The 12,750-nt window shown below is 63.3% G+C and carries 10 protein-coding genes; 6 read left to right on the plus strand and 4 right to left on the minus strand.

Translation table 11 applies throughout. The annotated features are described in order from the left end of the window. Positions 1 to 121 precede the first annotated feature (121 nt). From ku to PQQ95_RS21895, 3 genes are read left to right on the plus strand one after another with little or no spacing between them, the layout of a single operon-like run. Positions 122 to 1,120: a non-homologous end joining protein Ku gene (ku, locus tag PQQ95_RS21885; RefSeq protein WP_408440569.1), complete on the plus strand. Its 999-nt coding sequence runs from the start codon at positions 122 to 124 to the stop codon at positions 1,118 to 1,120. A 54-nt stretch (positions 1,121 to 1,174) separates the two neighbouring features. After that, a complete protein-coding gene (gene ligD, locus PQQ95_RS21890) occupies positions 1,175 to 4,201 on the plus strand; it encodes a DNA ligase D (RefSeq protein ID WP_408440572.1) in 3,027 nt (1,008 codons plus the stop codon). Between the two features lie 44 nt (positions 4,202 to 4,245). After that, positions 4,246 to 4,548 (plus strand): hypothetical protein, encoded by a 303-nt coding sequence (locus PQQ95_RS21895; protein WP_408440575.1) that lies wholly within the window; start codon positions 4,246 to 4,248, stop codon positions 4,546 to 4,548. 265 nt (positions 4,549 to 4,813) lie between these two features. On the opposite strand, the gene PQQ95_RS21900 is transcribed toward PQQ95_RS21895, so the two are convergent. Continuing rightward, positions 4,814 to 5,758 (minus strand): LysR family transcriptional regulator, encoded by a 945-nt coding sequence (locus PQQ95_RS21900; protein ID WP_408440578.1) that lies wholly within the window; start codon positions 5,756 to 5,758, stop codon positions 4,814 to 4,816. Positions 5,759 to 5,939: 181 nt separating this feature from the next. Here PQQ95_RS21900 and PQQ95_RS21905 point away from each other — a divergent pair, with 181 nt between their 5' ends. Continuing rightward, a complete protein-coding gene (locus PQQ95_RS21905; protein ID WP_408440581.1) occupies positions 5,940 to 6,956 on the plus strand; it encodes a zinc-binding alcohol dehydrogenase family protein in 1,017 nt (338 codons plus the stop codon). Positions 6,957 to 7,231: 275 nt separating this feature from the next. Further along, entirely contained in the window at positions 7,232 to 7,795 is a 564-nt protein-coding gene (locus tag PQQ95_RS21910; protein WP_408440584.1) for a DUF6013 family protein, read from the plus strand. Positions 7,796 to 7,938: 143 nt separating this feature from the next. Here the strand turns inward: PQQ95_RS21910 and PQQ95_RS21915 are convergent, their stop codons facing one another. Both PQQ95_RS21915 and PQQ95_RS21920 read right to left on the minus strand, forming a co-directional pair. Then, the gene (locus PQQ95_RS21915) at positions 7,939 to 8,745 is read right to left on the minus strand and encodes an ABC transporter permease (RefSeq protein ID WP_408440587.1); all 807 of its coding nucleotides are present in this window, start codon (positions 8,743 to 8,745) and stop codon (positions 7,939 to 7,941) included. Then, positions 8,742 to 9,452: an ABC transporter ATP-binding protein gene (locus tag PQQ95_RS21920; RefSeq protein ID WP_408440590.1), complete on the minus strand. Its 711-nt coding sequence runs from the start codon at positions 9,450 to 9,452 to the stop codon at positions 8,742 to 8,744. The genes PQQ95_RS21915 and PQQ95_RS21920 overlap by 4 nt, the downstream gene beginning before the upstream one ends. Before the next feature lie 187 nt (positions 9,453 to 9,639). On the opposite strand from PQQ95_RS21920, the gene PQQ95_RS21925 reads away from it, so the two are divergent. After that, positions 9,640 to 12,105, plus strand: coding sequence for an AsmA family protein (locus tag PQQ95_RS21925; protein ID WP_408440592.1), 2,466 nt, complete (start codon positions 9,640 to 9,642; stop codon positions 12,103 to 12,105). Between the two features lie 136 nt (positions 12,106 to 12,241). Here the strand turns inward: PQQ95_RS21925 and PQQ95_RS21930 are convergent, their stop codons facing one another. Next, positions 12,242 to 12,736 (minus strand): hypothetical protein, encoded by a 495-nt coding sequence (locus PQQ95_RS21930; protein WP_091794435.1) that lies wholly within the window; start codon positions 12,734 to 12,736, stop codon positions 12,242 to 12,244. Between the last annotated feature and the right edge of the window lie 14 nt (positions 12,737 to 12,750).

The raw sequence follows: 12,750 nt of genomic DNA on the forward strand, positions 1-12,750 counted from the left end.
ACCGCCAGACCCACCGCCAGACCCACCGCCAGACCCACCGCCAGACCCACCGCCAGACCCACCGCCACACCCGTGGCACACTTGCTGCTCCACCAAAGTTCCAGGCCTTGGGGAGCGCACGATGGCACACATGATATGGAAGGGCGCGATCAGCTTCGGCCTCGTCCACGTTCCGGTGCAGTTGTATCCGGCGACGCAGTCGGAGAAAGTCGGCTTCAATCTGCTGGACAAGCGCACGATCGATCCGATCGGCTACAAGCAGATCAACAAGCGAACGGGCAAGGAGGTGACGCGCGAGAACATCGTGCGCGGCTTCGAGTACGAAAAGGACAAGTACGTCGTCCTTTCGGACGACGAGATTCGTGCGGCCAATCCCGAGTCGACGCAAACGGTCGATATTCTCGCCTTCATCGACGCACCCGACATCTCGTTTCTCTATCTCGATACGCCATACTTTCTGACGCCGGACCGTAAGGGCGAGAAGGTGTACGCGCTACTGCGCGAAGCAATGAAAGCATCGGGCAAGATCGGCGTGGCGAGCGTCGTGCTGCACAACAAGCAGCATCTCGCGGCACTGATTCCGGTCGGGCCGATGCTGGCGTTGAACACCCTGCGCTGGGTCGCCGAGGTACGCGATTTCGACGAATTCAAACTGCCGCCAGAAGGGATGAAGGCGGCCGGCGTCACCGCGCGCGAACTCGATATGGCGAAAAAGCTGATCAACGACATGAGCGACAAGTGGGATCCCTCGCAGTATCACGACACCTTCCACGACGACATCATGGCGCTGGTCGACCGAAAGATTCGCGCGGGTAAGACCGAGGAAATCACCGAGGTCGAGGCGCCGCACGAATCGCGGCAATCCGCCGATATCCTGGACTTGTCCGACCTGCTCAAGCGCAGCCTCGGCCGGGGCAAGGGTAAGCCGTCGGCGGGTGCGCGCAAGCATGCCGCAGACGATGATGAGGAGGGCGCCGATGCCGAAGCCGAAGCAGCCGCGCCAGCCCGCAAGAAGCCACGTGCGGCGCGCTCGACGGGTACGAGCCGCAGTGGCGGCAAGAGCAGCGGCGCCGGAGCCAAAGCGGCGCCGGCGGCACGTAAACGGCGAGCGGCCGCCTGATCGTTCGCTTGATCGATAACCCGCGCCCGCTCGATCCACGACGAGTTCACTTTCATGAACGACCGACTCGATCTCTACAACCGCAAGCGCCGCTTCGACGACACGCCGGAGCCAGCGGGCACGGCTGCGCGGAAGAAAGCCGGCCGCAGGAGCGCGGCGCGTACATCGGGCGAGGCGTTGTCGTACGTGATCCAGGAGCACGACGCGCGGCGCTTGCATTATGACTTCCGGCTCGAACTGAACGGCACGTTACTGTCGTGGGCGGTGCCCAAGGGGCCGAGCCTCGACCCGTCGGTGAAACGGCTCGCGGTGCATGTCGAAGATCATCCCGTCGAATACGGCTCTTTCGAAGGCGAGATTCCACCTGGCAATTATGGCGCGGGAACCGTGATCGTGTGGGATCGCGGGACGTGGGAGCCGGTCGGCGGCGCAGCGGAGGCGGTCAGATCGTATAAGGCGGGCAAGCTCAAATTCCGGCTCTTTGGCGAAAAACTGCGCGGGGGCTGGACGCTGGTGCGCAGTCATATGCGCGGCAGCGGCGACAAGGAACAATGGCTGTTGATCAAGGAGCGCGACGATGAAGCTCGCGATCAGAACGACTATGACGTCCTGAAGGCGCGCCCAGGCAGCGTCCTGGACGGCGGCAGTGCGCCCGGGAGCAAGCGCGCAGATCCCACAAGGACAAGGACCGCCGCACGCAAGGCCGCGAGCGGGAGTGCACTTAAGACCGGCACAAAGTCCGCCATCAAAGCTACAAAGGCTGCAAACGTCGCTACGGGCAAGGAGACCGCATCGAACGCGAATAGCGTCGGCAAGACTCGCTCAAAAGCCGCCTCATCAAGCCACGCCGATCCGAAGAAAACCGACATCGTATCGACCCGCAGCGCGCAATCGCTGCGCGAGCTTGCCGCATCCCCCGCCATCGAAGGGGCGGTCAAGGCCACGCTGCCCGCCACGTTCAAGCCGCAACTGGCGACGCTCGTCGATGCGGCGCCAGCCGGCGATGAATGGGCATACGAAATCAAGTTCGACGGCTATCGCGTGCTGACCCGTATCGATCGAAAGACAAAGACCGGTGCGGTCACGGTGTTCACGCGTGCAGGCAACGATTGGACCGCGAAGTTTGGCAAGCAGGTGAAGGCGTTCGAACAACTCGACGTCGAAAGCGCCTGGCTCGACGGCGAAGCGGTGGTGCTCGACGAAAATGGCGTACCGGGTTTTCAGGCCTTGCAAAACGCGTTCGATTCGAACCGTCCGCAGGACATCGTCATTTATCTGTTCGACGTGCCGTTTCTGAACGGCTACGACTTGCGCGGCGTGCCGCTCGAACAACGCCGCGCGATTTTGCGCGCGCTATTGGAAGGCGTGGAAGGGCGTGACGACAGCGTGCTGCGTTTCTCCAACGACTTCGCGTTCAGCGCCGACGATTTGCTGAGGAGCGCGTGCGACATGGCGCTCGAAGGCATCATCGGCAAACGGCGCGATAGCGGCTACGTGTCGGGGCGCTCGTCCGCATGGATCAAACTGAAATGCCGGCGCCGCCAGGAGTTCGTGATCGGCGGCTATTCGGAGCCGTCGGGTAGCCGCGCGGCGTTCGGCGCGCTGTTGCTCGGAGTCTATGACAGCAAAGGCAAACTGCACTACGCCGGCCGGGTCGGCACGGGTTTCGACGCGGCGTTGCTGCGCTCGGTCAAAAAGCAACTTGAGGCGCACGCAATCAGCCGCATGCCGTTCGCCGGCGCGCCGCGCGAGCGCAGCCGCACGCCGGTGCATTGGGTCGAACCGGTGCTGGTCTGCGAATGCAATTTCGCAGAATGGACGGACGAGGGCATTGTGCGGCAGGCGTCGTTCGTCAGTCTGCGCAGTGATAAGCCGGCGCGGCAGATCGTCAGGGAAGTCCCCCGCCAAGGAACCGACATGCAAGAGCCAACCGATACCGCTTCCGACACTGGGCCGACGAAGCGCACGACGCGAAAGACCGTCACGAGTCCCTCGCTAGAGTCCGCCCAAAAAGGCACGGTGAAGACGGTCGCGGCGAAGACTTCTTCAGCGAAAACGGCGTCGACAAAAACCACTGCGGCGGAAGCGGCAACAAAGTCGGCAACAAAGCCGCCAGCAGGGAAAGCAGCGACAACCAAGGCGCCGGCAACAAAATCTACCGCGACAAAATCAAAAACCACTGCAACACCAGCCGAGGTCGCCGGTGTCCGCGTTTCCCATCCTGACCGTGTCATCGATAAAAGCACCGGCACCCGCAAAATCGATCTCGTGCGGTACTACGAATCGGTCGCCGACTGGATGCTGCCGCATCTGCAGGACCGGCCGGTGTCGCTGGTGCGCGCGCCCGAGGATATCGGCGGTGAGCTGTTTTTCCAGAAGCACAGCCAGAAGCTATCCATTCCCAACGTCACGCAGCATCCTGGCCTCGACCCCGGCCATCCACCGCTGATTACCGTCGACTCGCTCAAGGCGCTGGTGGGCGCCGCGCAGATGGGCACGATCGAATTTCACACGTGGAATGCCGTGGTGTCGAACATCGAAAAACCCGATCGTATGGTGTTCGATCTCGACCCCGATGCGTCGCTCGCCTGGGCACGGATGATCGAAGCCGCGCAACTGATGCGCTCGCTGCTCGAAGAACTTGGCCTGGTCTCGTTTTGCAAGACGAGCGGCGGCAAGGGGTTCCATGTCGTGGTGCCGCTCGTGAAGCATGCCGGCTGGGACGATGTGAAAGCGTTTTCTCAGGCAGTCGCCCAGCATATGGCGACGACGTTGCCCAAGTATTTCAGCGCGAAGATGGGCGCGCAGAATCGCAAACAGAAAATCTTCGTCGATTACCTGCGCAACAACCGCGGCTCGAGTACGGTGGCCGCGTTTTCGGCGCGCGCGCGACCGGGACTGGGCGTTTCGGTGCCGCTCGCATGGGACGAAGTCGCCTCCACCACGAGTGGCGATCAATGGACCATCGAAAACGTGCACGAACGTCTCGAAGACCTGAAGCACGACCCGTGGGCAGATTACGGGAAGACGCGTCAACGCATCACCGCGGCCATGAAAAAACGTCTGGATGAAGCAGCGTGACGTCGACTCAGTTGGCCTGATTCAATTTAAAAAAGGAGTAAGCCATGAAGACCTCAGCGCAATCGTCAGACGGCGAGAAGCACGTCGATCCGCATGCAAGGAAGTCCCCGGCTTCGCGCGAGGAGGCGTCGGCGCCGCTGCCACATGAAACCGATCAGAACCCGGAATCGCAACACGAGGACGATCCACGCCGTGTCGGCAAGCAGGCGCATCGTGACATCGAGCGCGGGTTGAAGGACACGGATCGTCGCGGCGGTGACGAGTATCAGCAAAAGACGCAGAACGACGGGCACACGGACGTTAACTCTGACGGAAAAACAGGCGGTAGTGGGCGCGGCAAACGCTGATGTTGCGTGCGCGCTGATTCGGCGGGAAACGTCGCGGCGTGTTCATCCAGCGCGTCTACGCTGCAAACGCGTAGCCGTAGCCGTAGCCGTAGCCGTAGCCGTAGCCGTAGCCGAGTTGAGTTGAGTTGGGTTGAGCTGTGAGCCACCACCTTTGCGCTCACCATCTCGCTATGGGTGATTAAACGCGGTAATCCCGCCGGCGTCCAGCTTATCCAGCTTATCCAGCTCATTCAGCTCACTCCGGCTCACTCCGGCTCACTCCGGCTCACTCCGGCTCCGCATCCCAATAAGGCGGATCACCGAAATGCGCAGCAAGGAACTCGACGAACGCGAGCGTCCTTGGCGGCACGAACGCACGGCTCGGATAGACCGCCCAGATCGCCACCTGCTCCGCGAGCGGATAGGCATCGAGCACGCTCACCAATTCGCCGCTGCGCAGATACGACGCCACGTCCCAGGTCGACTTGAGCGCGATGCCGAAGCCGGCCAGCAAGGCGTCGCGTATCACTTCGCCGTTGTCGACGACGAGGCGTCCGCTCACGCGCACCGTGAGCGGTCCGGCGGGCGTCACGAATGCCCAGTCGCGCTGCTCTGACAGGATGATGCATTCGTGCTGCGCAAGGTCCGAAGGATGGTGCGGCATCCCGCGTGCGGCGAGGTAAGCGGGCGCGGCGCACAGCACGCGGCGGTTCACGGCGAGGCGCCGCGCCACCAGCGACGAATCCTTGAGCGCACCGACGCGGATCGCCACGTCGATACCTGCATCGACCAGATCGACCATCTGGTCCGTCAGCCGCAGATCGACGCTCACGCCGGGATAGCGGCGCAGAAATTCGCTGATCACCGGCGAGACGTGTTGCCGCCCGAACGAGGACGGCATCGACACCCGCAAGCGCCCCTGCGGCTCGGCCTGCGCGCGGCCCACGGACGCGCGGGCGGCATCGGCTGCGTCGAGCAGCGTCTGGGCGCGTGTCATGAACACTTCGCCGTCCTGCGTGAGACTGATACGGCGAGTGGTCCGATGCAGTAATCGCGCGCCGAGAAGCCGTTCCAGCTGGGCGATGCGTGAACTCGCCACCGCCGCCGACAGGCCGAATTCGCGGCCGGCCGCCGACACATTGGCAAGCAGGGCGGCCCGCACGAACAGGGCGACGTCGAGTAGATCGAGTCGCTCGCGTTCGCCGGACGAGGGCTTCGCGGCAGAGTCCATGGGGTCGGCAGAATGGCTCATTCTTCTGAAATTCAAAAAGATGTTTCAGTCATTATGATGGTTTTATGAGAATAAGAACCGCCTTAGGATGATGGCAATGCGATCGATTGCCAGATGGCGCCGGGCGCCGTCTGCCACGATCGCCGGTTTCTCAACCTCATCAGAAAGAACAGGAGTTGTGATGAAAGCCGTAGGTCTCTATCGTTACTTGCCGATCGATCAAGCCGAGTCGCTCGTCGACGTCGACATTCCCAAACCCGAAGCCACCGGCCGCGACCTGCTGGTGAAGGTCGAAGCCATCTCGGTCAATCCGGTCGACACCAAGGTGCGCGCCCCGAAAGACACCGTCGAGAAAACGCCACGGGTGCTTGGCTGGGACGCCGCCGGCACGGTGGCGGCGGTCGGCCCGGACGTCACGCTGTTCAAGGTCGGTGATCCGGTGTTCTACGCAGGCAGCATCACGCGGCCGGGTGCGAATAGCGAGTTCCATCTGGTCGATGAGCGCATTGTCGGGCGCAAGCCGGCGTCGCTCGATTTCACGCACGCAGCCGCCTTGCCGCTGACCGCGATCACCGCCTGGGAAGCCTTGTTCGACCGCCTCGGCGTGTCGCCGCAAGGCGCGGATGAGGGGCGCACGGTACTGATCGTCGGTGGCGCGGGCGGGGTGGGTTCGATCGGCATTCAGTTGGCCAAACAACTCGCGAAACTCAACGTGATCGCCACCGCCTCGCGTCCTGAATCGGCGAAATGGGCGACGGAGCTGGGTGCGGATCATATCGTCGACCACTTCGGCGACATGCCTGCGCAGTTGAAAGAGCTTGGCATCGACCAGGTCGACTACGTGCTGATCTTCAACGATACCGACAAGAATTTCCCGGCAGCCGCTGCAGCGATCAAGCCGCAGGGCGGCATCTGCACGATCGTTGAAAACAGCCGGCCGCTGCCGGTCGAACTGTTGAAGGCGAAAAGCGCCGCGTTTCACTGGGAGTTCATGTTCACGCGTTCGATGTTCGGCACGCCGGACATGATCGAGCAGCATAAGCTGCTGACCGAGGTGGCGCGTCTCGTCGATGCCGGCACGTTGCGCACGACGGTCGGTGAGAATCTCGGCACGATCAACGCCGACAATCTGCGCCGTGCGCATCGACTGCTCGAAGCAGGGCGCGCGATTGGCAAGCTGGTGCTGACGGGCTTCTAGACTGCGGGTTTCCGGCGCGCCGGTCACATCGCACGCGCAGAAAACGCCGCAACGCAAGCGGGGTAACACCCGATCCGGATGAGGCGCGCACAGCGCCGCTTGGCGGTAGACTGGTAGGGCATCATGCGAATACAGTTGCGCGTCTCGCGGCTCGTCTGGCCGGGCTTCACGCAGGCAACCCGGTATTGACGAGGCGTCGATCGGGTGCCAGTCAGGCGGTGCATGGGCAGTAGCGCTCGAGCGAGCGCGCAGCGGCACAACAACGAGGTGACAGTATGAGCTCCAGCTTCAAACTCTCCGCCGTTTCAGTTGTCGCTTCTCTCGCGTGCGCGCTCGCGCCCGGCATGTTCGTCACGGCGGCTCACGCGGCCACGCCGATCACGGTGACGTCGCAGTCCGCCCTCGACGGTCCGATCCGCTACACGGTCCGCGTCACGTCGAAACAGTTCGGTAATTCACAGGAAACACGCACGATCCGTTCCGGCGAATCGGACGACTTCACGTGGAAAACCGTGCCGCCGGGCGGTCCTGTGCCCGCTACGGATGGCTGTCCGAATTATGCGTCGCTGCCAACCGATACCAACGGCGCGATGATTCGCCAGACGCAGATCCGTTTTGCGCCGGTTGTCGGCGGCGACGGCACCGCGTCCGTGCAATTGAGCTTCCAGGCGCAGACGCCGCATGGCGTCAAGACGGTGACGAGCGGCGGTAAGACGCTCAAGTGTCCGAACGACGTGACCGTCAGCCAGATTCTGCGTTTTACGATGCCGACCAACGGCAGCACGAAAACGCTGACGCTCAATGACGGCACCGAAGTGGCGGTTACCGCGAAACGTTGAGGCTGGCGGGTGAAATCTGTTTGCTAAACCTGGTCGCTAAGCTTGCTCGATAAGCGCCGAGTTCACGGCGCGTGGCCGATATGACACACCGCTAACGGGCGACGCCAGCCGCGTCGCCCACATGCATGCTGCTTGACGATTCATCAACGCCGCGCTGCGGGCCGCTCCACCAGCCGCGCCGACAGAAACCGGTGCTCCGCCGAGAAGAGCCGCCGATACGTGAGCAGCACGGCGCCCACCGTCCCCAAGGCTGACGACGCCGCGATCAGAAACATGATCACGATCTGATAGCGCACCGCCTGCAACGGCGACTGACCCGCCAGCACCTGCCCGGTCATCATGCCGGGCAAACTCACCACGCCGACCACGGCCATCTGATTCAAGGTGGGCATCATGCCCGCGCGCACCGCCTGGCGCGCCGGCACCTGCGCCGCTTCCCAACGGGTCGCGCCGAGCGCGAGCGCCATATCCACCCGGTCACGCCGCGCGGTCAGTTCCTCGGTCATCCGTTCGATCCCGAGCGACACGCCGGTCAGCGTATTGCCGAGAATCATGCCGAGAATCGGAATCGCATACTGCGGTTCGTACCAGGGGTGAATGCGGATCACGACGAAGAGTCCGACCGCCGCCACCAGCCACGAACTGACCCAGATCGACAGGACACTGTCGGCACGTTGACCCGCATACGTCCGGCTGCCGCGCTGCGCACCCGCGAAGCCGGCGATCAGCGTCATCACGATCATCAAGGGCAGCACCACGAACCAGTGGTCGTAACGAAACACCCAGCCGAGCACGTAGCCGATCGCCAGCAATTGCACGACGGTGCGCACGGCCGCCCACGCGAGCTTGCGTTCGAGATCGAGCTTGAGCGCCACGGATACCACGCCGTTCACCACGATCAGCAACGCGGCGATCGCGACGTCCCAGAGACTCAGGTTTTGCAATGTCATTGACCGAGCTCCTGATGCACGGGCGTCACCGCGGATTCGTCGAGCACCCCGGCGCGCATCGTGAGGTGCCGCGCGCTCATGCGCGCCGCTTGCGCCGGATCGTGCGATACCCAGATCGATGCATGCCGGCCGGGGTCGTCTGCGAACCATGCGTGCACCAAAGCCTCGATCGCATGCGACGACTCCGGGTCAAGGGACGCGGTGGGTTCATCCAGCAACAGCACGTCGGGCGCGAGTTGCAGAACGCGAATCAGCGCGGTGATTTGCGCTTCTCCGCCGGACAGCTCGCTCGCACGCTTGTCGAGAAAATCGTCGCCGCGGCCGGCTTGAGCGGCGAGGCTCGCTGCCCGTGTGCGATCGAAGCGTACGTCGCGGTAGGTCCGCAATTCGAACGGGTAACGCAGGTTGTCTTCGACGCTGCCGTCGAGCAGCGCGGGCCGCTGCCGGATATAGGCGACGTTGCGCCGGTAGCGCGGAATGGCGGCGCGCTCGACCGCCGCGCCGCGCCACAGGATGCATCCGGCATCGAGCGGATCGAGCAGGGCGAGGGCGCGCAGAAACACGCTCTTGCCCGAGCCCGACGGACCGGTGACCGCGACGCGGTCGCCGGCGCACAGGGCGAAGGTGGTCGGTTGCAGCAGCGTTTGCCCGCGCAATGCATCGCGCCGGGCGATGCTGTCGGCGCAGACTAAGGGAACATCTGTCATGGGTGGGATCGCGATGGATTTTTTATGTGGATTCGGAGTCCGGTCGAGACATTTCAAAGACGGTTTCGTTACCGGCCACCTGCGCCTGAACTGTGCGGCATGATAAAAGAACATCTGTCAGACAATACTACCAGGCACGATGTGTGCTGCCCCGATGCACAACGAAGAACGATGGCGGAGCTTCTCAATGGCAGTCTCGAGCACGATTGGACGACGGATAGGAAAAATCATCGCATGGTTGCTGGCGATCATCGTCATTCTGATCGTCGCCCTGGCCATATTCATTCTGACCTTTGACTGGAACCGGGCCCGCCCGTATATCGACGACAAGGTTACGCAGGCGATCGGCCGGCCGTTCGCGATCAACGGCGATCTGAAAGTGGGATGGCGGCATCCGGTCGGCGAGACCGGCTGGCGTGGCTGGGTGCCCTGGCCGCGTTTCTCGGCGGCCAATATCACGGTAGGCAATCCCGACTGGACCCGGCAGCCACACTTCGCAACGCTCGATGAAATCGACTTCGAGGTCAAGGTGTTGCCGCTGCTCGCGCATGACATCGTGATTCCTGCGATCAATCTCGTGAATCCGTCGGTGGACCTGGAACGGTTGCTCGATGGGCGCGACAACTGGACTTTCAAACTGCCGTCTTCGAGCGGGCCTTCCGAATGGCGGCTCGATCTGCACGACATCGCGTTTGCCAAGGGCAATATCGCGCTGTCCGATCAGCAGAAGAAGGTCGAGATGGAGATGGCCATCGACACGCTCGGTCAGCCGATTCCGATCGGCGAGGTAATGAAGCAGCAGGAGGCGGCGTCGCGCAGTGCGTCGGCGGAGGCGGTCGGCAAGGCGGGCGCGAGCAAGCTCACGGCACAGGCTAATGCGCAGGCTGCATCGGAGGCTGCGGCAGCGTCCGCAGCGGCGGCTTCCGGCGCGTCGTCGACGGAAATCGCCGCGTCGGGAGCCACCGCTGCGAATGGCACGTCGGGTGCGCTGGTTGCGGGTGGGGCGAGCGAGGGCGCGAGCGGGGCGGCGGTAGCCTCGGCCTCGAACGCCAGCGGAACCGGCACGGCGAGCGGCGCAAGGCCGGCGATCCCGTCGTACGCGATCGGTTGGACCGTCAAGGGCACCTACAACAAGACGCCGGTGTCCGGCAGCGGCAAGGTGGGCGGCGTGCTGGCGCTACAGGATGCGAACCGCCCGTTTCCGGTGCAGGCCGATGTGAAGGCTGGTGACCTGCGCGTCGGCCTCGTGGGCACGATCACCGATCCGGCGCACCTTGCCGCGGTCGATTTGCGCCTCTGGCTGCAAGGCAACAGCCTGGCGCGGCTGTATCCGCTGACGGGCGTGACCCTGCCCGACACGCCGCCGTATGCGACCGAAGGGCGTCTTGTCGGCCAGTTCAAGGCTGGCGGCAACGTATTCAAGTATGAAAATTTTACAGGCAGGGTGGGCGGCAGCGATCTGAATGGCTCGCTGACCTACACGGCACGTGAGCCGCGTCCGTTGTTGCAGGGCGAGCTGGTGTCGCATCTGCTGCAATTCTCCGACCTGGCGCCGGTCATCGGCGCGGACTCCAACGCCAGCAAGGCCAAGCGTGGCGATGCGACGGCGCAGCCGGGCAACAAGGTCCTGCCGGTCGAAGAATTCCGCACCGACCGCTGGAAAGCAATCGACGCCGACGTGAAATTCACGGGGCGCCGCATCGTCAAGGACACCAGCCTGCCGATCACCGACCTGTACACGCACGTTGTGATGACCGACGGCGTGCTGTCGCTCGAGCCGCTGAAGTTCGGCGTGGCGGGCGGCTCGCTGTCATCGGATATTCATCTGGACGGCAGCGCGACGCCGCTGAAGGGCCGTTTCGCGACGTCGGCGCGGCATCTGAAGCTCAAGCAGTTGTTCCCGAACTTCAAGACGATGCAGAACGCGCTCGGCGAAATCAATGGCGACGCCGCGCTGACCGCGACCGGCAATTCGCCGGCGGCGTTGGCGGCGACTTCGAACGGCGAGGTGAAGGCCTTGGTCACCGACGGCACGGTGAGCCGTCTGCTGATGGAAGCCGCCGGGCTGAACGTGGCGAACGTGGTCTATGAAAAACTGTTCGGCAATCGCGACGTGAAGATCAACTGCGCGGCGGCGGATTTTGTCGCGACGAACGGTGTGCTGGATTCGCGCGTCTTCGCGCTCGATACGGACGACGCCGTCATCGACATCGACGGTAATGTGAATCTGCGTGACGAGTCCATGGACCTTGGCGTGCATCCGCATACCAAGGGGTTCCGGGTGTTTTCGCTGCGCTCGCCGTTGTATGTGAAGGGGACGTTCAAGGATCCGCATGTCGGCGTGAATGCCGCCGCGCTGGCGCTTCGAGGCGGCGCCGCGGTTGGGCTCGGCCTGATCAATCCCTTTGCGGCGCTGATCCCGTTGCTCGCGCCGAGCAATAACAAACCACTGCCGTGCGCGCAGTTGCTCTCCCAGGTTCGTCAGGCGCCCAGTGCGCCACCGCCGGGGGTGAAGCAGCAGCCGAAAACGGCCATTTCTCTGGATGGTGCGCCGGTGAACCAACCTGCCGCCGGCGCTTCCTCGCCGGCCGCGACCGTTAGAAAACCCGCTGTCGTGCCGCCGGCAAGTGCGGCCGAATATAAGGGGAGTTGATGTTTTCCGCTTTGCCCGCGGACTGGTGGCGCTGGCTTTTCGGCGCCAGCCTTTCCTTTATTTTCTTGTGGCTAATCAGTGTTCCTCCCGTGCGGGGAGAACACTGATGGACCAAGCGAACAAGGAAAAGAAAGGACTACCGTAACGAGCGCGGAGCGGCATCTCCCGCCGCATCCTGGCGGCGAACCCCGCGGCGGGCACCGCCAATGCGGGTGGCGCCAAACTCCGTCAGGATCTTGCCGCGGGCCCGGCTGGCAAAGACCAGGAACCCAAACCCGTCGGCTTCATACCAGTACCCGCCGTTCTCGAGCCCGTCGAGGGGCTGTTCCAACGCGTTCGTAATGGATTCGATGCAACGCCGCCGCAGTTCGGCAGGTGCGGGATAAGGTGGCTGGGCGCCACGTACGCTGCACAGAAGAACGTCGAGGCCAGGCAGCACATGGGCATAGAGCACGGGCTCGTCCTGCGCGCGGGCGCGCGCAATTTTGGTGTCGAGCTGACCGAACGGCTTGAAATGCCGTAGTACCGCGAGGAACGACTCATCGCCGTCCACCTTCGCGCGTCTACGCTTTTTCGGGAAGGACATAAAAATTCGCCTGAAAAAGAATTGCAAGAAACGCAGCGTCCTCATGCGACAACTCCCGG

It is taken from the genome of Paraburkholderia caffeinilytica, assembly GCF_046030355.1.
Lineage (GTDB): Bacteria > Pseudomonadota > Gammaproteobacteria > Burkholderiales > Burkholderiaceae > Paraburkholderia > Paraburkholderia caffeinilytica_B.

Excerpts from the sequence above, each read along its gene's own strand:
- PQQ95_RS21930 (WP_091794435.1), bottom strand. The coding sequence starts at position 12,736 with ATGAGGACGCTGCGTTTCTTGCAATTCTTTTTCAGGCGAATTTTTATG.
- PQQ95_RS21895 (WP_408440575.1), top strand. The coding sequence starts at position 4,246 with ATGAAGACCTCAGCGCAATCGTCAGACGGCGAGAAGCACGTCGATCCG.
- PQQ95_RS21910 (WP_408440584.1), top strand. The coding sequence starts at position 7,232 with ATGAGCTCCAGCTTCAAACTCTCCGCCGTTTCAGTTGTCGCTTCTCTC.
- ku (WP_408440569.1), top strand. The coding sequence starts at position 122 with ATGGCACACATGATATGGAAGGGCGCGATCAGCTTCGGCCTCGTCCAC.
- PQQ95_RS21925 (WP_408440592.1), top strand. The coding sequence starts at position 9,640 with ATGGCAGTCTCGAGCACGATTGGACGACGGATAGGAAAAATCATCGCA.
- PQQ95_RS21915 (WP_408440587.1), bottom strand. The coding sequence starts at position 8,745 with ATGACATTGCAAAACCTGAGTCTCTGGGACGTCGCGATCGCCGCGTTG.
- PQQ95_RS21900 (WP_408440578.1), bottom strand. The coding sequence starts at position 5,758 with ATGGACTCTGCCGCGAAGCCCTCGTCCGGCGAACGCGAGCGACTCGAT.
- PQQ95_RS21905 (WP_408440581.1), top strand. The coding sequence starts at position 5,940 with ATGAAAGCCGTAGGTCTCTATCGTTACTTGCCGATCGATCAAGCCGAG.
- ligD (WP_408440572.1), top strand. The coding sequence starts at position 1,175 with ATGAACGACCGACTCGATCTCTACAACCGCAAGCGCCGCTTCGACGAC.
- PQQ95_RS21920 (WP_408440590.1), bottom strand. The coding sequence starts at position 9,452 with ATGACAGATGTTCCCTTAGTCTGCGCCGACAGCATCGCCCGGCGCGAT.